The organism is Microbacterium sp. zg-B96, assembly GCF_030246865.1.
Classification (GTDB): domain Bacteria; phylum Actinomycetota; class Actinomycetes; order Actinomycetales; family Microbacteriaceae; genus Microbacterium.
In genome coordinates, this window is record NZ_CP126738.1 from 2,147,649 (window position 1) to 2,170,609 (window position 22,961).

Genomic DNA, 22,961 nt, shown 5'->3' on the forward strand with positions numbered 1-22,961 from the left:
ACACGATAACGAGGAGCAGAGATGACGGGCCTGGTCGGGACGGCGGCGGATGCCGCGGCAGCGGCGCTCGCATATTACGGCGGCGGCATGGGCGGGCAGACGCCGGTGATCCTCACGATCCTCCAGCTCGTGCTGGCCATCGGGATCTACGTGTGGGTGGCGCTCGCGCTGACCGCGGTGTTCCGCAAGGTCGGCCAGGCCACCTGGAAGGCGTGGGTGCCGGTTGTCAACGTCTGGACGCTTTTCACCCTCGCGGGCATGCGCGGCTGGTGGGCAGCGGTGCTCGCCGGTGCGGGTGTCGTGGCCGCCGTGGCGAGCATCGTCGTGGCGGCGGTGTTCGCCGGGGCCGCAGTGGGCGCGGCCGGCGCCGACGACGCCGGTGCGGCGACGGGTTCGCTCGTCGCGGCGATCGTGGTGCCGGCGCTCATCTGGCTCGTCTACGGCGTGCTGGCGCTCATCCTGCAGATCCGCATGCTCATCGGCGTGAACCGCGGGTTCGGACTGGGCGCCGGTCACATCGTGCTCGGCGTGCTGCTGTTCCCGGTGTGGGCCAGCCTCGTCGGCTGGGGGTCGGCGCGCTGGATCGGACTGCCGCCGAAGGTCGCGCAGCCCACCCTCACCGCCCCGCCCGCTCCGCCCGCAGCCAGTCCGTTCACCCTGGGTGCGCCCGCCGCGCCGCTCGGTGCCCCGCCGCACGGTGCCCCGCCGCTGCCGGCCGCGCCCCTGCCCGCGCCCGGTCCGCTGCGCGGGGCGGTCCCGCCGGGCGCCGCGCCGGCGGTTCCCGCTCCAGCCGTCCCGTCGCCGCCTGCGATCGGCGGCAACCCGTGGGCCCCGCCCCCGCCGCCCGCGCCGGCATCCTCCTCCCGCCCGGCCGCGCCCGCGGCGCCACCCGTCCCGCCCGTCGTTGCGGCAGCTCCCGTTGCCGCCGTCGCTGCGACCCCGGTCTCCGCGGCCGCACCCCCGGTCCCGGTCCCCGCCGCCCTCCCGACGCCGGTGGCCGCAGTCGACCAGGTCGCCGCCGACGACCTCGATGAACGCACCGTGCTGGCCGCCCGTCGTATCGGCGGCTGGTCCCTCGCCCTCCCCGGCGGCGCTCGTGTGGCGCTCACCGCGGACACCGTCGTGCTGGGACGCAACCCGGTCGCCCCGGGCGAGCATGCCGGTGCACAGGTGGTCGCCGTCGACGACGCCACCCGCACCGTGTCGAAGACCCACGCCCTCCTGCAGCGGCGAGACGCCGGCTGGGTGGTCACCGACCTCGCCTCGACCAACGGCGTCTTCCTCGGCGACGAGAGCGAAGTCGCCGGATCCGCCGGGGTGTCGGACGTGTTCTTCCTGGGCGATGCCCGGCTCGAACTGCACGCAGACACCTGATGACGGCGACGTCAACGCCCTCCCCCGGCACGCTGCTGGTGACGTGCGGCACGCGCACCGACACCGGGCTCCGGCGCGCCGTCAACGAGGACGCCCTGCTGGCCGAGCATCCGGTCTACATCGTCGCCGACGGGATGGGCGGCCATGACGCCGGTGACCTCGCCAGCGCCGCGATCATCGACGTGTTCCGCCTGCTCGTCGGACGTGACGACCTCGCCCCGGAGGACGTCGCCCACGCCGTGGAGCGCGCGCACACCGCGGTCACGTCGATCGCGGCGGCTACCGCGCGCGGCGCCGGGTCGACCCTCACCGGCGTGGTCGCCGTCCGTCAGGGCGGAGTGCAGCGGTGGCTCGTGGTCAACGTCGGCGATTCACGGGTGTACCGGCTGCTCACCGACCACCTCGAGCAGCTGACGGTGGACCACTCCGTGGCTCAGGAGCTCGTCGATGAGGGTCGTCTTGCCCGCCACGAGATGTCGACCTACCGCGGCCGCAACGTCATCACCCGGGCCGTCGGCGAGGAGCGCAGCCGCGCGGACTACTGGCTGCTGCCGATCGTCACCGGTGAGCGCCTGCTGGTGTGCTCCGACGGCCTCACCGGAGAGCTCACCGACGAGGCGATCCGTGCCGGGCTCACCCTCGGCGGTGCCCCCGCCCCGACCGCCGCCGCCCTCATCGCGCAGGCGCTGGGAAACGGCGGACGGGACAACATCTCCGCCATCGTGATCGATGTGGTCGCCGGCGGCATCAGCCCGCTGGAGGACGACACCACCGGCGGGCTGCCGAGCGGTGACGACGCCTCGGCCACGATCGAGGTCTCGACCCTGCGGTCGCTGCGCACCAGAGCACGCCGTGGCTGACTGGTCGTATCGCCCCGGGGAGCTGCCTGCCATCCTCACCGGCAGCCTCGCGCTGCTGTTCGCCGGCCCGCGGGCCGCCGCGACCGCGCGGACGGTGCTGACCGAGGCCGCCCCTGGCGACGGCTGGGAAGCGGCTCTGGATGTCATGCTGCGCGGCGGCGTTTCCGCCGTCCCCGACCTGTTCGCCGGGCAGGTGACCGGCGACACCCTCTCGGGCCTGGTGCGCGGCGACGTGCGGCTGACGGTGACCCATCGCGACGGGCGCGCCACCGAGCTGGCCGGTACCGATCTGCGGACGTGGCATGAGTTCTGCCTCACCGAGGTCGCCTCCTTCACCGCGCACGCCGGCTCGCCCACGCCCGGTCCGGCCGTTCCCGCCCACCTCGGCCCCCTCGCGGTGTCGCAGTTGTCCTGCACCGTGGCCACCGCGGCTCCCGCCGACCCCGGCCTCACGCTGGAGTTCTCCGACGCCCTCTTCGAGCAGGCACCCGAACTCGCGCGGCAGCCGGGTTCCGCGGTGCCGGCGGCACCAGCCGCCGGTCGCTACGACGAACTGTTCGGGGCGACCATCCACTTCGGTGTGGAAGCCGCCGCGGTGCGCCCGCCCGACGAGGATGCCGACGATCCGCAGCTGCGGGACGAGCCCGCCGCCGCGATCAGCGGCATCGTGTGCGTCGCCGGTCACCCCAACCCGCTCGAGCGCGACACGTGCACGCGGTGCGGTGCGTCGCTGACCGGCGCGGCGGTCGCCCGGGTGCCCCTGCCCGACCTCGGCGCCGTGCTGCTGCCGGACGGCCGGTCGATCCCGCTGCAGGGCACGGTGCTCATCGGCCGCAGCCCGCGCGCCGACCGCACCGCCGGCGACGCCATCCCCACCCTCGTCTCGATCGACGACCGCGACGTGTCGCGCACGCACGTGCGCATCCACGTCGAGGGCTGGCAGGTGCTGCTGGAGGACCTCGGATCCACCAACGGCACCGTGTTCACCGCCGTCGGAACCGGACCCCGCCGCGTCCGCCCCGGCGAGCCGGTGCTGGTCACCGACGGGGCGGTGGCGGAGCTGGGCACCGGCAGCCGCATCACGTTCGCGGGGATCCCGTGACCGCGAAGTACGGCCCCGTCGACATCCCCGGATTCACCCTTGCCCGCCCGCTCGGATCCGGCGGCTTCGCCGACGTGTTCCTCTACGACCAGCACCTGCCGCGGCGCCTCGTGGCCGTGAAGATCATGCACGAGCCGGTGGACGACCCCGCCGCACGTACCCGCTTCGAAACCGAAGCCAACCTGATGGCGGCGCTGTCGACGCACCCGTCGATCGTGACGATCCACCACGCCGCCGTCGCCGACAACGGCCGCCCCTACCTGGTCATGGAGTACTGCTCCCGGCCGACGCTGGCAGAGACCTACCCGGCGCGAGTGGTCAGCGTCCCCGAACTGCTGCAGACGCTCATCCGGCTGTGCGGTGCCGTCGAGACGGCGCACCGCGCCGGCATCCTGCATCGCGACATCAAGCCCGCCAACGTGCTGACCACCGACTACGGCTGGCCCGCACTCACCGACTTCGGGCTGTCGTCCATCGCGGGCGCGAGTGCCGACGCCGGCGGCGTCTCGGTGCCGTGGGCCGCGCCCGAGCTGGTCACCGGCCGCGGGTTCGACGCCCGATCCGACGTGTATGCCCTGGCCGCGACCGCCTACACGGTGCTCGCCGGTCGCAGCCCGTTCGACGCCGCGCACGCTCCCGCCGACCTGTCAGAGCTGGTCACGCGAGTGCTGACGACGCCGGCGCCGCCCATCGGGCGCGACGACGTGCCCGCTGCGCTGGAGCGGCTGATCCTCGCCTCGCTGGCGAAGGACCCCGATCGTCGCTCGCAGACGGCATCGGAGTTCGCCCGCAGTCTGCAGCGGATCGAGCAGGACCTGCACCTGCCGATGACACACCTGGACATCCCGGCGGTCGTGCCGCCCACCGCCGTCGCCGCAGCCGACGCGGGCACGAACCCTCACGACGCGGACCCGGCCGAACCTACGCAGTTCGCCGCCCGCCGCCGAGTCGAGCCGGAGGAGAAGACCGTGCTGTCCGCACGCGCCGTCCCCGAGCCGCCCGCACCGCCGGTCGCCGACGAGCCGACGCGGCTGACCGGCCCCCGCCGACGCGACTCCAGGCCCGACCCGTCCGAGGTCGGTTACGCCGACGAGCCCACCCGCCTCCTAGCCGGCGACCCGCAGCAGGACACCGATCCGGCCGCGCCGCCGCTCACCGAACCACCGGCATCCTCCCGCCGCGCCCACGACCCGGGCGCGGAGGCGCTGCCGCGGGAGACCTACGGCATCCGCAGCGTCCCGGCGACGCCCGTGGTGCGTGCGGCGCCCGCGGCGCCGGCGACCCCCGAGGCCCCGGGAACGGCCGCGGTGGCGCCGCCGGCCGGGCGCCGGCGGCAGGGCGTCGCGATGGCGGTGGCGATCGGCGCGACGGTGCTGGTGATCGCCGCGAGTGTGGCGGCCATCGCGCTGCTGGCTGGCATGTGACGACGAGAGATGGACAGACGATGACACAGCACGGCGCCGGCGGCGGCACGCTCGGAATCGAGTTCTGCGGGGAGTGGTATCACCCGGTCCCGGGGACGACGTTCTCGGTCGGCCGGGACGCCGACCTGACGGTGGACACCAACCAGTACCTGCACCGGCGGCTGCTGGCCTTCGACGCCGAGGGCGACCTGTGGTGGCTGTCGAACATCGGGCAGACCATCTCAGTGAGCCTGGCGACCCCCGACGGTGCCTACCAGGCGGTGGTGGGCCCCGGCGCCCGTGTGCCGCTGGTGTTCGCCGAGCTGACGGTCATGTTCTCCGCCGGCGCCTTCACCTACGAGCTCGGCGTGCGCAATGACTCCGCCAGCTTCGTCGGGCGCGACCCCCGCGCGGCGCAGCACGAATCCGACGGCACCACCACGATCGGCGCGGTGAGCCTGACCCCCAGCCAGCGGCTGCTGCTGATCGCGCTGTGCGAGCCGCTGCTGCGCGGCGGCATGGTCGGTGCGAGCCAGCTGCCGTCCTCCGCGGCGGCGGCGGCGCGCCTGGGCTGGCCGTTGACCACGTTCAACCGCAAGCTCGACAACGTCTGCGACAAGCTGGACCGCGAGGGCGTGCAGGGTCTGCGCGGGGGTGTCGGCAAGCTTGCGACCAACCGGCGCGCCCGCCTGGTCGAGCACGCGATGCTCTCCCGGCTGATCACCGCGCAGGATCTCGATCTGCTCGAGGTGGCATCCGCCGCGAGCGCGAAAGGCAACCGATGAAGGTCCGTGTCACGCTCCGCCGTCCCGACGGCTCCACCGAGGACATCGCGCTGGCCGCGGAACCGGGAGTGCGGGTGGCGGAAGTGGCCGACTCGATCGCGGCCCGTGATCCGCTGGGCACCTACCACGGCGCCGCCTACGCGCCGGGGACGGTCACCCTCGAAGCCCACGCGCCCGCCGTGGGCGGCACCCCGGAGGTGCTCGACCCCGACGACACCCTCGCCGACCTGGCGCTGGCCTCCGGCGTGCAGATCGCGGTGGTGGGCCTGGACGACGCACCCCGCCCCGGGGTGGCCTACATCGAGATCGTGAGCGGACGCGCCGCCGGCCGGCGCTACACCGTGCCCCGCGGGTCGACCGTCATCGGCCGCGGCGATGACTGCGGCGTCGTGCTCGATGACGCGATGGTCTCCAAACGCCACGCACGACTGCACGTCGGCCGCGACCGCATCGAGCTGATCGACCTCAACTCCGCCAACGGCATCATCGTCCAAGGCGCCCCCGTCGGCCGCCTCGAACTGCAGCACGGCCAGGATGCGCTGCTGGGCAGCACCGTCATCCGCGCCGGCTACCTGCCGTCGGAGGTGGCGCACTCCTCCCCCATCGGCGAAGTGCGCCTCACCCGCTCCCCCAGCGTCGAGCCGCGGTACGTCGGCCGGGAGATGGAGGGCGCCGACCCGCCCACGCCCGCCGACCCGCAGCCGTTCCCGTGGGCGGCCGCGCTGCTGCCGGCCGTGGCCGGCATCGCGATGTTCATCGTGCTGAAGAACCCGATGACCCTCATCTTCGTGGCGATCTCGCCGCTGATGATGATCAGCACGTGGGCGACGGCCAAGTCGCAGCAGCGCCGCAAGAAGCGCCTGGATCACAACAGGTTCGTCGCGCAGATGGAGCGGCTCTCGGCCCGGCTGGCGCGCGAGCGCGAGGACGAGATGCGCATCCGGGCGCGCGAGGCGGTGCCGCTGCACGAGATCTACGACGCCGTGCAGAAGCGCGACGCGCTGGTGTGGACCCGCCGTCCCGAACACTGGTCGTTCCTGCAGGTGCGGCTGGGGGTCGGCGATGTCCCCACCCGCAACACCGTCAAGGAGACCGGCAACACCGACCGGGCCATCCCCGAGCAGGTAGAGCAGCTCGAAGAGCTCATCGCCACCTACGAGACCGTTCCGCGCACTCCGGTGGTGGAGAAGCTGTCGGATGCCGGTGCGCTCGGCGTCGCCGGCGACCCCGCCGCCGTCGCCGCATACGGCCGCGCGGTGGCCGCGCAGCTGGCCGGCCTGCACGCCCCCACCGACCTCGTCATCGGCGGCCTGTTCGGCCCAGGGTGGGCAGCGGAGTTCACCGACGCCAAGTGGCTGCCGCACGCCATGCAGTCCGATGCCGTCTTCGGCGGCGCACCGTTCGCCGACACCGCGTCGGCGGCGGCCAGCGTGCTTTCGCGCCTGGAGGAGATCCTCAGCGCGCGTTCCCCGCGCGGCGAGGATGCACCTGTGCAGCTCGGCGCGATCGGCGACAAGCGCGCCGCGCTGACCGCCGGCGCGAAGGTGGGTGCCGACACCGGTGCGAACACCGGCTCCGACGAGCCGCTCCCGGCGATCGTCGTGCTGATCTCCGACGACGCGCCCGTCGACCGCGCCCGCCTCATCCAGGTGCTCGAGCGCGCCGCCGGGCGCGGCGTGTACCCGATCTGGATGGCACCGGACACCGCGTCGCTGCCGGCCGCGTGCCGCACGTTCGTCGAGCTCGCCGCCGACGGCACCGCCGCCGTCGGCTACGTGCGTCTGGGCCGCACCCTCACTCCGGTCGAGGTCGAGGGCCTCACCCTCCCCCAGTTCACCCAGTTCTGCCGCCGGCTGTCGTCGTACGTGGATGCCGGCGAGATCGGTGCCGACACCAGCGACGTGCCCCGGTCGGTGCCGATGCTGCAGCTCATCGGGAAGGAGATGGCCACCGCGCCCAGCGCCGTCGTCGACCGCTGGGAGCAGAACGGCTCGATCCTCTCCGCCGCCGGCCGCGCCCCCTCCGCACCGAAGCTGCGCGCCATCGTCGGGCAGGCCGGCTCCGGCGCGATGCACCTGGATCTGCGCGCGCAGGGCCCGCACGCCCTCGTGGGCGGAACGACGGGCTCGGGCAAGAGCGAGTTCCTGCAGGCGTGGGTGCTGGGCATGGCGGCGGAGTACAGCCCCGAGCGCGTGACGTTCCTGTTCGTCGACTACAAGGGCGGGGCGGCGTTCGCCGACTGCACCGTGCTGCCGCACTGCGTGGGGCTCGTCACCGACCTCAGCCCCCACCTGGTGCGCCGGGCACTGGTGAGCCTCCGCGCGGAATTGCACCACCGCGAGACCCTGTTCATCCGCAAGAAGGCCAAGGACATCCTGGAGCTGGAAAAGCGGGGCGACCCCGACACACCCCCGGCACTGGTCATCGTCATCGATGAGTTCGCCGCCCTCGTCAACGAGGTGCCCGACTTCGTCGACGGGGTCGTGGACGTCGCCCAGCGCGGCCGATCACTGGGCATCCACCTGATCATGGCCACGCAGCGCCCCGCCGGCGTGATCAAGGACAACCTGCGCGCGAACACCAACATGCGCGTCGCGCTGCGCATGGCGGACGAGGTCGACTCCGACGACGTCATCGGCACGAAGGATGCCGCCGGCTTCGACCCCGGCATCCCCGGCCGCGGTGCCGCAAAGACCGGGCCGGGCCGGCTCACCGTGTTCCAGTCCGCCTACACCGGCGGCTGGAGCTTCGTCGAGGACGAAGCACCCGAGGTGGAACTGGAGTCGTTCGCGTTCGGCCCGCCCCGCCGCTGGGAGGTGCCCAAGACCGGCACCGGTTCGGCCGAACGCGACCTCGGCCCCACCGACCAGCAGCGGTTGGTGGCCACGATGGTCAAGGCATCCGAATCCGCCTCGATCGCCCCGCCCCGCCGGCCCTGGCTGGACGAACTGGCCACCGTCTACGACCTCACGCTGCTGCGACAGCGCACCGACGAGAAGCTGCTGCTCGGTGTGCAGGATGTGCCGCAGCGTCAGGCGCAGGACACCGTCTACTTCGAACCCGACAACGAAGGCCACCTGGCGATCTTCGGCACCGGCGGCGCCGGCAAGAGCTCCACGCTGCGCACGCTCGCCGTCGCCGCCGGCATCACCCCGCGCGGCGGCCCCGTCGAGGTGTACGGCCTGGACTTCGGATCGGGCGGCCTTCGGATGCTGGAGGCGATGCCGCACGTGGGCGCGGTCATCCCCGCCGACGCCGGCGAGCGCGTCACCCGGCTGTTCCGCATGCTCAAAAGCGAGCTGGACCGACGAGGCGAAGCGTATGCCGCCGTCAACGCCGGCACGATCTCGCAGTACCGCACCCTCGCCGGCCGTCCCGACGAGGCGCGCATCCTGCTGCTCATCGACGGGTTCCCCACGTTCCGCGCCGAGTTCGAGGCGGTCACCGGCCGCGCCGACGCCTACGCGGTGTTCCAGCAGATCATGACCGACGGCCGATCCGTCGGCATCCACGTCGCCCTCACCGCCGACCGCGGTCAGGCGGTGCCCACCGCGCTGCAGTCCACGATCCAGAAGCGGGTCGTGCTGCGCCTGTCGGACTCCGACGCGTATGCGATGGTCGGCGCGCCTCGCGACGTGCTCTCCCCGGAGTCCCCCGCGGGGCGTGCGATCGTCGACGGGCTGGAGACGCAGATCGCCGTCATCGCCGGCACATCCGACCCGCGCGCCCAGGCGCAGGCGATCGGCGAGTTCGCCGATGCCATGCGCCGGCAGGGGCGCACCGACGCCCCGCCGGTGCGTGCGCTGCCCGAGCTGTACCCCATCACCGAGCTGCCCGCCCACCTGGACGGGCGACCCGTGCTGGGGCTGTCGGGCGACACGCTGGCCCCGCTCGCGTTCGAGCCGACGGGATTGTTCGTGGTGGCCGGTTCTCCGCAGAGCGGGCGCACCAACGCGCTGCACGCCATGGCCGAGTCGCTGCTTCGGGCGAACCCCGCCGTGCGCCGGTACTACATCGGCAGTTCGCGGTCGCCGCTGCGCGACGCGGTGGCCTGGGTAGACACCGCCACCGACGGCGGCTCGGCCAGCCGGCTGATCGACGCCATCCTGCAGGACGAGCGGGGACTCGAGGGGGTGGCGGTGTTCCTCGAGGGAGCGTCGGAGTATTCCACCTCGATCGCCGAGATGCCGCTGTCGGACTTCGCCAAGCGGGTCAAACGCGGCGACGGGTTGCTGGTGGCCGAGGGCGAGACGAGCGACTGGACCACCGGCTTCGGGCTGCTCGGTGACATCAAGTCCTCCCGCCGCGGCGTGGTGCTCCAACCGGACACCCACGATGGCGAGGTGGTGCTGAAGACCGCCTTCCCGCGCCTGCTCAAGCGCGAGTTCCCCCCGGGTCGGGCGATGCTCGCGGTGGGCGGAAAGACCGTGCGCGTGCAGTTCCCGTTCCTCGGCGAGGAGGGGTCCTGACCAAATGGGGAGTAGTCCCCATTGGTGCCCGGTCCCGGAGTCCCATAGGTTGAACACGTCGGCAGGAACTGCCGCTTCACGACACAGGGAGTGACACAATGGCGAACCTCAACGTCACCTACGATCAGATGCAGAGCGCCGCGAACCGTCTGCGTTCGGGCCAGTCCGACCTCGAGGGCAAGCTGCAGGAACTGCGCGCACTGGTCAGCCAGCTCGTGCAGGACGGCTTCACCACGACTCGCGCATCGGGTGCGTTCGATTCGTCGTACGAGCAGTTCACCTCGGGTGCGCAGCGCACCGTGCAGGGCATCGACGGCATGGCGCAGTTCCTCGAGAAGGCCGCCTCCGCGCTGCAGTCCACGGACGAGCAGCTGGCCAGCTCGATCGGCTGATCTCGACCCTCGAAGCGGGGCCGGTCCACTACGGCCGGCCCCGCTTCGTCGTATCCGACGAAGGATGACATTGATGCCCGATCTCAAGCTCGATTTCGACGAGCTGCGCCGCAGCGCAAGCACCGCCTACCGTGTGGCGAGCGACTTCGGCAGCGCCGAGCGCATCGCCGAAGACGCCGCCGCCGCGACCGGCCACGACGGCCTCGCCGGCAAGGTGCGCGATTTCGGCGAGAAGTGGGACATCGCCCGCGGCGAACTGCAGGACAACCTGCGCCTCGTCGCCGACTACCTCGGCGCGGTGGTCGACACCTTCACCGACCTCGACACCGACCTGGCCGCAGCGACGGAGGGAAAGAAGTGAGCGTCCTCCCCGGAAACCCCGCCGCACTGGCCGACTACGCCGACGCGTACGTCAGATCCGCCTCACGCATTTCGGCCGCCGCCGACGAGCTGCGGGGACTCGCCTACGAGAGCACGGCACGCTCCCTCGAGGGCATCCGCGAACGCAGCTCACAGGTCGCGCGCGACCTCGACCGGGTGCACGAGCGCTACTACGGCACCGCCAGCGCGCTGAGCGAGTACGCCGTATCGCTCAAGACCGCTCACGACCGCGCCGATGACGCCGAGATCGACGCAGCCAAGTACGCCAGCAGTGCCGCCGGCGCCGAATTCGATCTGCTGCTGGCCGAGCGGCGGTTGACCCAGTACGAAGAGGCCGACGCGCCGGCGGGCAATATCAGCGCGGCGGAGCGCGAGGTGGCTTCGGTGCGCGCGCGCGCAGGCCGGATGGATGCCGCCGCCGAGGACGCCCGCGCCGAGATCGAAGCGGCGCGCGCCGCCATGGAGCAGGCCGCCCAGACCGCGATCGACAAGATCAACACCGCCATCGATGCCACCAACGAGGGCTTCTGGGACAAGGTCGGGGAGTTCTTCGACGACATCGGCGACTTCCTCGGCGACATCGGGAAGTGGGTCGGCGATTTCCTCGCCGACGTCTACAAGGAACTACAGCGGCTCATGGCCACCGTCATCGCCCTGCTGGGCGTGGCGATCATCCTGCTGCTGGTGTATTCGCTGCTGGCGCTGATCCCGGTCATCGGTCCCATGATCGCGATGGCCGTCACCGTGCTGCTGGCAGGCTTCCTGCTGGGCAGCGTGCTGTCGGACATCCTCAAACCGACGCCGGCCGTCGGCAAGCACGAACTGACCGAGAGCGAACGCGGGTCGACATACGGCTACCCCAGCGGTCTGGCCGGCGCGGTGTCCGACGCCGGTCGCGTGGACACCCTGGGCAAGACCTTCGACGATAACGGCGACCTGGTCAGCGTGGACGAGACCGTCATCGGCGTCACGAAGGTCGTTGATGCCGATGGCACCGTCCGCTGGCGGGTTGCCCTGCCCAGCACGCAGGAATGGCTCTCCCGCCTCAATGGCGATCAGGGCGGCGTGCACGACCTCGACAGCAACCTCGCCCTCATGCTCACCCCCGCGCTGCGCTCGCAATACGAACGCGCCGTGCTGGAGGCCATGCAGCAGGCCGGCGTCGGCGCCGACGACCCGGTCATGCTCATCGGCTTCAGCCAGGGCGGCATCATGGCCGGCTCCCTCGCCGCGTACAACAACGACTACAACTGGACCGCGGTCGTCGCAGCCGGCGCCCCCATCGACCACATGCCGATCCCCTCATCCGTGTCGGTCGTCTCCGTGCAGCACAACGGCGACCCCGTGACGATTCTCGACTCGATCATCACCGTCGGCACCGACGGCTACTCGCAGAACGAGCCGAACTGGACCACCATCGAGACCGACTCGCCCGATGCGCACCTGGGGGTTCACGGCATCCACAACGCCGAGGCGTACCACCAGACCCTGCTCGACCAGGTCGACCAGGTGCCCGACGGCACCGTCGACGAGCTCGACAGGTTCTTCGCCGGAGACGAGAACACGTACGGCTTCGAGCAGAACTACTACGGGTGGTCCGAGTGATCCGACACCGCACCCGGCAGGCGGCGCGCGGCGCGACGGTCGCCCTCGCGCTCGCCCTGACTGGCGCGCTCGGCGGCTGCGCCGTCGCACCCGGATCCGGCCCCCACAGCGACTCGACGACCGATCAGGAAGAGACCACGATGAGCCCCGTCACCGTCCGCAGCGCCGTAGCCGCATCCGACCCGCGCATCACCGACGTCCCGACCGTCCAGGTGGACCAATCGGGTCTTGCGCGCGTGATGACCGTCGCCGTCGTGCTCTCCGGCGACGAGCCGGTCAGCACCGACACGGTCGTGAACATCGCCGTCGCGGCGCTTCAGAACGCCACCTCCGATGTCGACTACCTGACCCTTCTGGCCTGGGCGGCCGATGACCAGTCGCGGAGCCTGGACCTGTCGGCGGCGGCCACGGGGCTGCCCGACGGTGTGGACCACCGCTTGACCGATTCCGCCCTGGAGCTCGTCGGTCCCGACGCGGCCGCGATCGGCGGCAGCCGGTGACCGCTGTCGCCACCGATCCGCGACTGGTGTTCCGGATGATCGGGACCTGGTGGCGCATCGAACTGTCCTCCCCCGAGGCCATCGCCGACTCGACCAAGCAGATCGCGCGCGGTGTGCTGGGACGCGCCGACGACCGCGCGAGCGCGCGGGCGCGGCTGCGCGACGAACTGACCGCCGCGGCGACGGCCGCGGCGGATGCCGAGGCCCAGCTGCTCATGATCCAGACCGAACTCGGCCCCGGCGAGCCGATGTCGGCAACGCTCACCGTGTTCGAGGACGAGCGGATGCGGATGAGCCCGACGGTGGGCACCGCCCCCGACGCCGTTCTCGCGACGCTCGAGCGCAGCTTCCCGCTCATCGACGCCGCAGCCGCCGAGACCCTGGTGCGGCGGCAGTGCCGGGATTCCGAGGTCGTCCGCGTGCACACGGTGCAGGAGACTGTGCAGATCGAGGACGGCGAGCAGTACACGCAGCGCCGCCTCGTCGCCCAGTACTGGTACCCCATCCCCGGCTCCAAGCGGCTGCTCACGGTGGTGCTCTCCAGCCCCCTCGGCGAGATCCCGAACACGCTGCTGTCGTACTTCGACGCCATCGTCTCCGCGTCCGCCTTCCAGGACGCCTGACGCGGCATCCACCTCCCGCCGCGCCTTCCCGCAACAGGAGGAATCACCGACACAGGACGATCCTCGCTGAAACGTCCTGCAGCGGTGAGTCCTCCTGTTCTGGGGAGAGACTCCGGCGGGCATACGATGGAGGGCTGTGTCCGCACCAGAACCTGTCATCGCCTACCCGCCCGAGCTGCCCGTCAGCGCCGCGCGGGACGAGATCGCGCGCGCGATCGCCGGCAACCAGGTCGTGATCGTCGCCGGGGCGACCGGTTCGGGCAAGACGACCCAGCTGCCGAAGATCTGTCTCGAGCTCGGCCGCACCCGCATCGCGCACACCCAGCCCCGCCGCATCGCCGCCCGCACCATCGCCGAGCGCGTCGCCGAGGAGATGCAGGTGCCGCTGGGCACGACGGTCGGCTACAAGGTGCGCTTCACCGACGCCGTCTCCGCCGACACCCGCGTGGCCCTGGTCACCGACGGCATCCTGCTCAACGAGATCCACCGCGACAAGCTACTGAGCCGCTACGACACGATCATCATCGACGAGGCCCACGAGCGGTCACTGAATGTCGACTTCCTGATCGGGTACCTCCGGCGCATCCTGCCGCGCCGCCCCGATCTGAAGGTCATCGTCACCTCGGCCACGATCGACCCGGAGAGCTTCGCGAAGCACTTCGCGGCCGCCGACGGCACCCCCGCGCCGATCATCGAGGTCTCCGGGCGCACCTACCCGGTGGATATCCGGTACCGGGCACGAGTGGCGGATGCCGACCCGGCCGCGGCGCCGGCGGAGGGCGCCGATGACGTCGACGCGCTGCTCGGCGCGCTGCGGGAACTGGACCGGGAACCCGCCGGCGACGTGCTGGTGTTCCTCCCCGGCGAGGCGGAGATCCGCGACGCGATGGATGCCGTCCGCGGCATGTATGCGAAGGATGCCGCGCCCACCGAGGTGCTCCCGCTGTACGGGCGGTTGTCGTCGGCCGAGCAGCACCGGGTGTTCGAGCGGTCCACCGTGGCGGGCGTCCGGCGCCGCGTGATCCTCGCGACCAACGTCGCCGAGACGAGCCTCACCGTCCCCGGCATCCGCTACGTCATCGACACCGGCACCGCCCGCATCTCGCGCTACAGCGCCCGCTCGAAGATCCAGCGGCTGCCGATCGAGGCGGTCTCGCAGGCCTCGGCGCAGCAGCGCGCCGGCCGCGCCGGCCGCACCTCGGACGGCATCGCGATCCGGCTGTACTCCGAGGAGGACTTCACCGCGCGCCCGGAGTTCACCGAACCCGAGATCCTGCGCACCTCGCTCGCATCGGTCATCCTGCAGATGCTGGCGCTGGGCTTCGGCGACATCACCGAGTTCCCGTTCCTCACTCCGCCGGATTCCCGCGGCGTGAAGGCCGCGTTCGACCTGCTCGTGGAACTCGGTGCGGTACGTACTGCCGGCGGCTCCGGCCCAGCCGCACGCAAGGCCGCCGACGCCGGCAAGGGCTGGAAGCTCACCGACATCGGCCGCGAGATCGCCCGGCTGCCGATCGACCCCCGCTTCGCGCGCATGCTCATCGAGGCGCGGCGGCTGGAGGTCGCCCCCGACGTGCTGGCGATCGTGGCGGGGCTGTCGATCCAGGACGTGCGGGAGCGGCCGGAGGAGCGCCGCGAGGAGGCCGACCGTCTGCACGCCCGGTTCACCGACCCCACCAGCGACTTCCTCACCCTCCTGAATCTGTGGAACCATCTGCGCGAGCAGCAGGCCGAGCTCGGCTCCAGCGCGTTCCGGCGGCTGTGCCGCTCCGAGTACCTCAACTACGTGCGGGTGCGGGAGTGGTTCGACGTGCACCGGCAGCTGCGCTCGCTCACGAACGCGCCCAAGCCGGTCGAGGGCGCCGCCGCCGACCCCGACCGGGTGCACCGCGCGATCCTCGCCGGGCTGCTGTCGCATCTGGGCATCCTCGACACCCGTAGCCAGCCCGCCGCGGCGGTGGCGAAGGGCGTGAAGGCGCCCAAGGGCCGCCCGCGCGCGGAGTACCGCGGCTCCCGCGGCGCCCGCTTCGCGATCTTCCCCGGGTCGGGGCTGCGCAAGGCCTCCCCCGACGCCGTCATGGCCGCCGAACTCGTCGAGACGTCGCGGCTGTACGCCCGCACCGTCGCCAAGGTCGACCCGGAGTGGGCCGAAGAGCTCGCCGGCGACCTCGCGCACCGCACCCTCAGCGACCCGCATTGGTCCAAGGATGCCGGGGCGGCCGTCGCCGCCGAGAAGGTGACGCTGTTCGGGCTCGAGATCGTCCCCCGCCGCCGCGTGCAGCTGGCCCGCATCGACCGGCCGCTCGCGCGGGAGATGTTCATCCGCCACGCGCTGGTGGAGGGCGAATGGAACGTCGCCCACCTCGACAAGCGGCTGACCGCGTTCGAACGGCGCAACCTCGAGTTGCGCCGCCGGCTGGAGAAGATCGAGGAGCGCGAGCGTCGCCGCGACATCCTCGCCGGCGACGAGGCGGTGTACGCGTTTTACGCCTCCCGCATCCCGCAGGACGTGTTCGACGTGCGTTCGTTCGAGACCTGGTGGCGGGATGCCTCTGCGCACAAGCCCCGCCTGCTGGACCTGACCGAGGCCGACCTCGTCGACGATGCCTCGCGCGCCGACGAGCGGGACTTCCCGATGCGGTGGCAGCAGGGCGACCAGGTGCTGTCGCTGGCGTACCGGTTCGAACCGGGCGCCCCCGACGACGGCGTGAGCGTCGTGGTGCCGCTGGCGCTGCTGGCCCAGCTGAAGCCGGACGGCTTCGACTGGCAGGTGCCGGGGCTGCGCGGCGAGCTCATCACGGGACTCCTGCGGGCCCTCCCGAAGGCGATCCGCCGCTCTGTCGTACCGGCGGCTGACTGGGCGGCCCGCTTCGCCGACGAACTCGCCGGCGAAGGCCCCGAATCCCACGACGGCCTCCCCCCGCGGCCGCTGCGCGAAGCGCTGGCCGCCCGCGTGCAACGGGTCGCGAACCAGCCGGTGACGGCGGCGGACTTCGACCTGGAGCGGGTGCCAGGTCACCTGTGGATGTCGTTCCGCGCCGTCGACGAGCGCGGCCGCGCCGTGGCATCCGACCGGGATCTGCGCGCACTCCAGGAGCGTCTGGCCGACCGCGCCCGCGGTGCGGTCACCAAGTCGCTCGCCGCCCCGCGCGGCCCGCGTGCCGGCGCGCCCGCACCGGGTCCCGGCGCTGCCCCGGCCCCGCCTACGACGAGCGGGCCGAGCGCCGGCATCGCCGAGCAGACGGGACTGACGGACTGGACGATCGGCGATCTGCCCGCCCTGGTCGACACGCGGGTCGCCGGCGGTGTCGTCCGCGGCTACCCCGCGCTCGTGGACGAGGGCGCGACGGTCGCGCTGCGCATCCAGGCCACCCCGGAGCGCGCGGAGCGCCTCACCCGCGCGGGAGTGCGCCGGCTGTTGCTGCTGACGGTGCCCTCGCCCGCTCCCTACGTGCTCGAGCACCTCACCGCCCACGAGAAGCTCGCCCTCGCGGCATCCCCCTATCCGTCGGCGAAAGCCCTCATCGAAGACGCGCGCGTCGCCGTCGCGGACGCGGTTCTCGATCGCACGCTTCCCGGCGCGGTCGTCCGCACCGCGGCGGAGTTCGCCCGCGTGCGCGAGGAGTTCTCCCGCACCGTCGTGGACGAGCTGTTCCAGACCGTGGCGCTGACCGCCCGCATCCTGACGGCGGCGCGTGACGTCGAAAAGGCGGTGCGCGGCCAGAACTCGATGACCCTGCTCGCCGCGCTCGGCGACGTCAAGGCGCAGCTGTCCGGCCTGGTGTTCCCCGGTTTCGTCTCCCGCATCGGCGTCGCCCGGCTCGCGCACCTGCCGCGGTATCTGGCCGGCGCGCTCGAGCGGGTCACGCAGCTGTCGGACAACCCGGGTCGCGACCGGCAGCGCCTCACCGACTACGAGCGGATGGCGGCCCTGTACGCCGAAGCCGGCGGCACGATTCCGTTGGCCGAAGACGCTCCGGCGAACCTCGCGCATGCGCGGTGGCTGCTGGAGGAGTACCGCGTGAGCCTGTTCGCGCAGCGGCTGGGCACCGCCGAGTCGGTGTCGCCGCAGCGGATTGGGAAGGCTCTGCGAGGATAGGCACGTCCGCCTAAGGAAGAGAGGCCGCGATGTCCCGCGCGATCGTCTACACCGAGTTCGGTGAGCCCGAGGTCCTGCACGAGATCGAGGTCCCGGACCCGCAGCCCGGCCCCGGTCAGGTTGCGGTGCGCATCCAGGCCGCCGGGGTCAACCCCATCGACGCGAAGCTGCGCGCCGGGCTGCGGGCATCGGCACCGCCGAGCACCGACAAGCCCCGCCGCCTGGGTATGGATGCCGCGGGCATCGTCACCGCGGTCGGCGACGACGTCGACGGGTTCCGCCCCGGCGACCCGGTGGTACTCTCCGGCGTCCAAGGCTGCTACGCCGACGAGGTCGTCGCGGCGGTCGACAAGGTCTTCGCCCGGCCGGCAGCCGTCTCCGCCGCCGCCGGCGCCGCGCTGGGCATCCCGGTCGGGACCGCGTACCAGTGCGTCAGGTCGCTCGCCATCGGCGCGGGCGACACGCTGCTCGTGCACGGCGGGTCGGGCAGCGTCGGCCAGGCGGTCATCCAGTTCGCCCGGATGGCCGGTGCCGACGTGATCGCCACGTCCTCCGAGCGCCGCGCGGACCGCGTCTCCGCCCTCGGCGCGACGCAGGTCACCTACGGCGAAGGCCTCACCGACCGCATCCGGGAGGTCGCCGGCGACTCGCTGACGGCGATCCTCGACTGCGCCGGCACCGATGAGGCGCTGCAGGCCTGGCTGGAACTGCTCGACGACCGCTCGCGCATCGCGACGATCGTGCGCGGACCGGATGCCGCAGGCCTCGGCATCCGCGCGTTCTCCGGCGGTGCGCCGTGGCCGCTGACCGACCAGCAGCAGGCGTGGCGGGTCGAAGCGGTGCCGGTGGCGCTGGCGCTGCTGGCCGTGGGAGCGTTCGACGTGGAGCTCGGCCCCACGCTGCCGCTGTCCGAGGCCGCGCAGGCGCACCGCCTCGTGACCGACGGCGTCGACGGCAAGATCACGCTCGTCCCCTGACGCGCCCGCGCACGTCGCGAGCGTAGGAGATGTGACGGGGGTAGGAGATTCCCCGCGGCATCCGTCCTTCCTTCGCCCCATCTCCTACGCTCATCACGGCCGCGCGCCGCGGGTGCCCCGGCGGATGCCGCAACAATGCGACACACGAACCCGGCTGCTCCGGCACCGGGCGGGATGATGGTGCCATGCCCGACGCTCCGTGTCCCTCGTTCGCGACCGCCCAGGTGCAGGCCGGATACGACCCGGCTGCCGTGCACCACGCGTCGGTGCCGCCGATCTACCAGACCAACGCCTACCAGTTCGCCTCGCTCGCCGAGGCGCGCGACCTGTTCGCACTGCGCCGCGAGGGCAACGTCTACAGCCGCACCGGCAACCCCACCGCCGCGGTGCTCGAGCAGCGCGTGGCGACTCTCGAGGGCGGTGTCGGTGCGGTGTCGGTCTCGTCCGGTCAGGCCGCCGTCGCGCTGGCGCTGCTGACCCTCGCCCGGCAGGGTGAGCACATCGTCGCGGCGCATCAGCTCTACGGCGGCACGATCTACCTGCTGGCGGACACGTTCGCCGACTGGGGCATCGAGGTGACCTTCGTCGACCAGGACGACCCCCAGGCCTGGCGCGACGCGGTGCGCCCGAGCACCCGCGCGTTCTTCGCCGAGACCGTCGCCAATCCCCTCGCCCAGGTGCTGGACGTGCGCACCGTCGCCGACATCGCGCACGACGCGGGCGTGCCACTGATCATCGACAACACCGTCGCCACCCCCTACCTGCAGCGACCCAAGGAGCACGGCGCCGACATCGTCGTGCACTCCGCGACGAAGTTCATCGGCGGGCACGGTGCGGCCCTCGGCGGTCTCGTCGTCGACCTCGGCACGTTCGATTTCACCGCGGATGCCGCGCGCTGGCCGCAGCTGAACACGCCCCTGGCCCGGGTGCCGGGTGCCGCACTCGTCGAGCAGTTCGGCGCCAAGGCCTACCTCACGCTGCTGCGCACGAAGTACTCGCAGGACCTCGGCCCGTCGCTGTCGGCGTTCAACGCGTTCCAGCTGCTGCAGGGGCTGGAGAGCCTCGACCTGCGGATGGCCCGGCACAGCTCGTCGGCGCAGACCGTCGCCGAAGCCCTCGACGCCCACCCCGCCGTCGCCCGCGTGCACCACCCGGGGCTGCCGGCGAGCCCCTGGCACGATGCCGCGAAGCGGTACCTGCCGCGAGGCGCGGCATCCGTCTTCTCCTTCGAGCTGCACCCCGGAACCGACGCAGACGACGACTTCGACCGCGCCGCGGCGCTCATCGACCGACTGCAGGTCGCCCACCTCGTGGCCAACATCGGCGACGCCCGCACGCTCATCGCCCACCCTGCCTCGATGACCCACAGTCACCTGAGCCCCGAGCAGCTGGCTGCCGGCGGCATCTCGTCGGCGACGATCCGCCTGTCGATCGGTCTGGAGGACCCCGTCGACATCGTGCGGGACCTCACCTCGGCGCTGGACGCGCTGCGCTGACACCAGGCACGCCGGAACGACGAAACGCGGCTCCCCTGCAGGGAGCCGCGTTTCGTCGGGTCGGGTCAGTTGCCGGAGCGGCGCTTGTTGTAGACGTCGAATGCGACGGCGAGCAACAGAACGAGGCCCTTCACGACCTGCTGCCACTCGGTGCCGATGCCCATGATCGACATGCCGTTGTTGAGCACACCGATGATGAGGCCACCGATGATCGCGCCGCCGATGGTGCCGACGCCGCCCTGCACCGCGGCACCGCCGATGAACGCCGCCGAGATCGCTTCGAGTTCGAAGCCGTCACCGGCCTTGGGGCCGGCGAGGTTCAGCCGGGCGGTGAAGATCAGTCCGGCCAGGGCCGCGAGCACGCCCATGTTGACGAACAGCAAGAAGTCCACACGACGCGTCTTGATGCCCGACAGCTCGGCGGCGTGGCGGTTGCCGCCGATCGCGTAGATGTGGCGGCCGAAGACGGTGCGGTTCATCACGATGCCGTAGACCAGCACGAGCACGGCGAGCACGATCAGGGTGACCGGGATGCCCTTGTACGACGCCAGCGCCCAGGTGAAGAACCCGATCGCGATGGCGACGGCGACGAGCTTGACCGTCATCCAGACGACCGACTCGACCTCCTGGCCGTACTTCAGGCGCCCGGCGCGGGTGCGCAGCTGCTGCACGACGAGGGCGACGATGGCCACGGCCCCGACGACGAGGGTGAAGATGTCGGGATCGGTCTCACCGAAGATGCCGCTGAGGAACCCGTTGCCGATAGCGCGGTACTCCGTGGGGAACGAGCCGATGTTCTGGTTGCCCAGGACCACCAGCGCGAGCCCGCGGAAGATGAGCATGCCGGCGAGGGTGACGATGAACGCGGGGATGCCGACGTAGGCGATCCAGAATCCCTGCCATGCCCCCACCGCCGCGCCGATCAGCAGCGACAGGATGATCGCGAGCCACCACGGGAGCTGCCAGTGCACCGCGAAGACGCCGGAGACGGCTCCGATGAACGCCGCCACCGACCCGACCGACAGGTCGATGTGACCGGCGATGATGACCATCACCATGCCGATCGCAAGGACGAGGATGTACCCGTTCTGCACGATCAGGTTGGAGATGTTCTGCGGGCGCAGCAGGATGCCGTCGGTCAGGATCGTGAACAGCACCACCACCGCGATGAGCGCGATGAAGATGCCGTTCTTGCCCAGGTCGGAAAGCACCGTCGCCAGCCATCGGGTGAACTTGTTGTCGGCCGGATTCACCAGCGCGCCTGCTGCCTGCGATTCGTTCGAGGTCGGTGGCGTCTGCGTTTGGTTGGACATGATCGTTGTCTCCTGCAGCCCGTCAGCGGGGCTTCTCCATGGTCATCAGCTTGAGGACGGATTCGGGTGTGGCGTGCTCGGCCTGCACCTCGCCGGTGATGCGCCCCTCGGAGAGGGCATACACGCGGTCGGCGATGCCGAGCAGCTCGGGCAGTTCGGAGGAGATCACGATGATCCCCTTACCGGACGCGGCGAGCTTGTTGATGATCGTGTAGATCTCGTACTTCGCGCCGACGTCGATGCCGCGGGTCGGCTCGTCGAGGATGAGCACGTCGGGGTCGGAGTAGATCCACTTCGACAGCACCACCTTCTGCTGATTGCCGCCGGAGAGCTTCCCGGTCTTGACCAGCACGTTCGGCGCCTTGATGTTCATGCTCTTGCGGTACTGGTTGGCCACGGCGAACTCTTCGTTGTCGTTGACCAGGCCCGCTTTCTCCAGCTTGTGCAGCGACGCCATGGAGATGTTCCGCTTGATGTCCTCAATGAGGTTCAGCCCGTACGTCTTGCGATCCTCGGTGGCATACGCGATGCCGTTGTCGATCGCCTCGGCCACGGTGCGCGTCTTGATCTCCTTGCCGCGCATGAAGACGCGGCCGGTGATGCGCGAGCCGTAGCGGCGGCCGAACAGGCTCATCGCGAACTCGGTGCGTCCCGCGCCCATGAGCCCGGCGATGCCGACGATCTCCCCCGCGCGCACCGTGAGCGAGACGTTGTCGACCATGACGCGGGTCGGGTCCTGCGGGTGGTGCGCCGTCCAGTCCTCCACGCGCAGCAGCTCCTCGCCGATCTGCGGCTCGTGGTCGGGGTACCGGTGCTCGAGGTCGCGGCCGACCATGTCGCGGATGATGCGGTCCTCGGTGACCTCGGACTTGGCGATCGTCTCGATCGACTTGCCGTCGCGCAGCACCGTGACGGTGTCGGCGACCTTTTTGATCTCGTTCAGCTTGTGGCTGATGATGATCGACGTGATCCCCTCGTCCTTGAGGTTGAGGATCAAATCCAGCAGGTGGTCGGAGTCCTCGTCGTTGAGCGCTGCGGTCGGCTCGTCGAGGATGAGCAGTTTCACTTCCTTCGACAGCGCCTTGGCGATTTCGACGAGCTGCTGCTTGCCGACGCCGATCTGATTGATCTTGGTCGTCGGGTTGTCCTTCAGACCCACGCGCCCCAGCAGCGTCGCGGCTTCGAAATTCGTCTTGTTCCAGTCGATGAGGCCGCCGGTCTTGCGCTCATTGTTGAGGAAGATGTTCTCGGCGATCGACAGGTAGGGGCTCAGCGCCAGCTCCTGATGGATGATCACGATGCCTTTGGCCTCGCTGTCGCTCAGGCTCTTGAACTGCACTTCTTCGCCGGCGTAGATGATCTCACCTTCGTACGTGCCGTGCGGATAGACCCCCGACAGCACCTTCATCAGCGTCGACTTGCCCGCGCCGTTCTCACCGCAGATCGCGTGCACTTCGCCGTTTTGCACACTGAAATTGACGTTAGCGAGCGCTTTGACTCCAGGGAACGTCTTGGTGATGCCGCGCATCTCCAGGATGTTGTTCGTCACGTTCTCCGACTTCCTCGAGGGGTGTGTGATCGG

General features: G+C 71.3%; 16 protein-coding genes. 14 read left to right on the forward strand and 2 right to left on the reverse strand.

Features of this window, described 5'->3' with window-relative positions; genetic code table 11:
- Positions 1 to 21: 21 nt before the first annotated feature.
- The 14 genes from QNO11_RS10075 to QNO11_RS10140 all read left to right on the forward strand — a co-directional run bounded on the left by QNO11_RS10075 (position 22) and on the right by QNO11_RS10140 (position 20,066).
- Positions 22 to 1,374, forward strand: a complete 1,353-nt coding sequence (locus tag QNO11_RS10075) for an FHA domain-containing protein (RefSeq protein ID WP_257508406.1) — start codon at positions 22 to 24, stop codon at positions 1,372 to 1,374.
- On the forward strand, positions 1,374 to 2,234 hold the full coding sequence (locus tag QNO11_RS10080; protein WP_257508405.1) for a PP2C family protein-serine/threonine phosphatase: 861 nt from the start codon (positions 1,374 to 1,376) through the stop codon (positions 2,232 to 2,234). Before QNO11_RS10075 ends, QNO11_RS10080 begins: the two co-directional genes overlap by 1 nt.
- Positions 2,227 to 3,336 (forward strand): FHA domain-containing protein, encoded by a 1,110-nt coding sequence (locus QNO11_RS10085; RefSeq protein ID WP_257508404.1) that lies wholly within the window; start codon positions 2,227 to 2,229, stop codon positions 3,334 to 3,336. The genes QNO11_RS10080 and QNO11_RS10085 overlap by 8 nt, the downstream gene beginning before the upstream one ends.
- Positions 3,333 to 4,760, forward strand: coding sequence for a serine/threonine-protein kinase (locus QNO11_RS10090; protein ID WP_257508403.1), 1,428 nt, complete (start codon positions 3,333 to 3,335; stop codon positions 4,758 to 4,760). The genes QNO11_RS10085 and QNO11_RS10090 overlap by 4 nt, the downstream gene beginning before the upstream one ends.
- A 20-nt stretch (positions 4,761 to 4,780) precedes the next feature.
- Complete coding sequence (locus QNO11_RS10095; RefSeq protein WP_257508402.1) at positions 4,781 to 5,524, forward strand: FHA domain-containing protein; 744 nt, start codon at positions 4,781 to 4,783, stop codon at positions 5,522 to 5,524.
- Complete coding sequence (locus tag QNO11_RS10100) at positions 5,521 to 9,993, forward strand: type VII secretion EssC family protein (RefSeq protein ID WP_257508401.1); 4,473 nt, start codon at positions 5,521 to 5,523, stop codon at positions 9,991 to 9,993. Before QNO11_RS10095 ends, QNO11_RS10100 begins: the two co-directional genes overlap by 4 nt.
- A 98-nt stretch (positions 9,994 to 10,091) precedes the next feature.
- On the forward strand, positions 10,092 to 10,385 hold the full coding sequence (locus QNO11_RS10105) for a WXG100 family type VII secretion target (protein WP_257495991.1): 294 nt from the start codon (positions 10,092 to 10,094) through the stop codon (positions 10,383 to 10,385).
- Between the two features lie 73 nt (positions 10,386 to 10,458).
- On the forward strand, positions 10,459 to 10,746 hold the full coding sequence (locus tag QNO11_RS10110) for a hypothetical protein (protein WP_257508400.1): 288 nt from the start codon (positions 10,459 to 10,461) through the stop codon (positions 10,744 to 10,746).
- Positions 10,743 to 12,371: a hypothetical protein gene (locus QNO11_RS10115; RefSeq protein ID WP_257508399.1), complete on the forward strand. Its 1,629-nt coding sequence runs from the start codon at positions 10,743 to 10,745 to the stop codon at positions 12,369 to 12,371. The genes QNO11_RS10110 and QNO11_RS10115 overlap by 4 nt, the downstream gene beginning before the upstream one ends.
- On the forward strand, positions 12,368 to 12,871 hold the full coding sequence (locus tag QNO11_RS10120) for a hypothetical protein (protein ID WP_257508398.1): 504 nt from the start codon (positions 12,368 to 12,370) through the stop codon (positions 12,869 to 12,871). Before QNO11_RS10115 ends, QNO11_RS10120 begins: the two co-directional genes overlap by 4 nt.
- Positions 12,868 to 13,494, forward strand: a complete 627-nt coding sequence (locus tag QNO11_RS10125) for a hypothetical protein (RefSeq protein WP_257508397.1) — start codon at positions 12,868 to 12,870, stop codon at positions 13,492 to 13,494. Before QNO11_RS10120 ends, QNO11_RS10125 begins: the two co-directional genes overlap by 4 nt.
- Before the next feature lie 136 nt (positions 13,495 to 13,630).
- Positions 13,631 to 17,593 (forward strand): ATP-dependent RNA helicase HrpA, encoded by a 3,963-nt coding sequence (gene hrpA, locus QNO11_RS10130; protein WP_257508396.1) that lies wholly within the window; start codon positions 13,631 to 13,633, stop codon positions 17,591 to 17,593.
- A gap of 29 nt (positions 17,594 to 17,622) precedes the next feature.
- A complete protein-coding gene (locus tag QNO11_RS10135) occupies positions 17,623 to 18,570 on the forward strand; it encodes a quinone oxidoreductase family protein (RefSeq protein ID WP_257508395.1) in 948 nt (315 codons plus the stop codon).
- A gap of 185 nt (positions 18,571 to 18,755) precedes the next feature.
- On the forward strand, positions 18,756 to 20,066 hold the full coding sequence (locus QNO11_RS10140) for an O-acetylhomoserine aminocarboxypropyltransferase/cysteine synthase family protein (protein ID WP_257508394.1): 1,311 nt from the start codon (positions 18,756 to 18,758) through the stop codon (positions 20,064 to 20,066).
- A gap of 65 nt (positions 20,067 to 20,131) precedes the next feature.
- On the opposite strand, the gene mmsB is transcribed toward QNO11_RS10140, so the two are convergent.
- Both mmsB and mmsA read right to left on the reverse strand, forming a co-directional pair.
- Complete coding sequence (gene mmsB, locus QNO11_RS10145) at positions 20,132 to 21,379, reverse strand: multiple monosaccharide ABC transporter permease (protein ID WP_257508393.1); 1,248 nt, start codon at positions 21,377 to 21,379, stop codon at positions 20,132 to 20,134.
- Between the two features lie 22 nt (positions 21,380 to 21,401).
- Positions 21,402 to 22,928, reverse strand: a complete 1,527-nt coding sequence (gene mmsA, locus QNO11_RS10150; RefSeq protein ID WP_257508392.1) for a multiple monosaccharide ABC transporter ATP-binding protein — start codon at positions 22,926 to 22,928, stop codon at positions 21,402 to 21,404.
- Between the last annotated feature and the right edge of the window lie 33 nt (positions 22,929 to 22,961).

What these genes read in the sequence shown, in the direction of transcription:
- QNO11_RS10140 (WP_257508394.1), top strand. Translation starts at nt 18,756, where the DNA reads ATGCCCGACGCTCCGTGTCCCTCGTTCGCGACCGCCCAGGTGCAGGCC.
- QNO11_RS10100 (WP_257508401.1), top strand. Translation starts at nt 5,521, where the DNA reads ATGAAGGTCCGTGTCACGCTCCGCCGTCCCGACGGCTCCACCGAGGAC.
- QNO11_RS10080 (WP_257508405.1), top strand. Translation starts at nt 1,374, where the DNA reads ATGACGGCGACGTCAACGCCCTCCCCCGGCACGCTGCTGGTGACGTGC.
- QNO11_RS10105 (WP_257495991.1), top strand. Translation starts at nt 10,092, where the DNA reads ATGGCGAACCTCAACGTCACCTACGATCAGATGCAGAGCGCCGCGAAC.
- QNO11_RS10135 (WP_257508395.1), top strand. Translation starts at nt 17,623, where the DNA reads ATGTCCCGCGCGATCGTCTACACCGAGTTCGGTGAGCCCGAGGTCCTG.
- QNO11_RS10110 (WP_257508400.1), top strand. Translation starts at nt 10,459, where the DNA reads ATGCCCGATCTCAAGCTCGATTTCGACGAGCTGCGCCGCAGCGCAAGC.
- mmsB (WP_257508393.1), bottom strand. Translation starts at nt 21,379, where the DNA reads ATGTCCAACCAAACGCAGACGCCACCGACCTCGAACGAATCGCAGGCA.
- QNO11_RS10095 (WP_257508402.1), top strand. Translation starts at nt 4,781, where the DNA reads ATGACACAGCACGGCGCCGGCGGCGGCACGCTCGGAATCGAGTTCTGC.
- QNO11_RS10075 (WP_257508406.1), top strand. Translation starts at nt 22, where the DNA reads ATGACGGGCCTGGTCGGGACGGCGGCGGATGCCGCGGCAGCGGCGCTC.